1 pseudogene is annotated in these 395 nt (G+C 37.7%); it reads left to right on the plus strand.

Features of this window, described 5'->3' with window-relative positions:
- A pseudogene (locus tag I6F16_RS37765) lies at positions 1-395 on the plus strand (hypothetical protein); the annotation flags it as partial.

The following is a 395-nucleotide window of genomic DNA, read 5'->3' on the forward strand; positions in this document are numbered from 1 at the left end:
GAATTGCTCTATGGCGAAAGAAAAGCTAAGTCACCAATGGAAGTCCTTCTAACTGAAAAATTAGAGAAAAGCGAATCTGAACTCTATCAAAAGAAATCAGATGCTGAAAACCGCTATAATGATTTGGTGGACTACTATACACTCTGGGTTCATCAGATAAAAACACCAATTGCAGCCAGTAAACTCCTTGTAAGTGAGGTGGCGGATCGCCAACTGAAGCAACAGTTGGAGCAGGAAATTTTTAAGATTGATTCCTATACCAACCTCGTTCTCCAATATCTACGCTTAGAAAGCTTCCATGATGATTTGGTGTTGAAGAAAGAAAATATAGAAGATTTGGTCAAGGAAGTCATTCGCAAATATGCTATTTTCTTTATCCAGAAAGAGCTAAGTAT

The organism is Bradyrhizobium sp. IC4060, assembly GCF_020193715.1.
Classification (GTDB): domain Bacteria; phylum Pseudomonadota; class Alphaproteobacteria; order Rhizobiales; family Xanthobacteraceae; genus Bradyrhizobium; species Bradyrhizobium yuanmingense.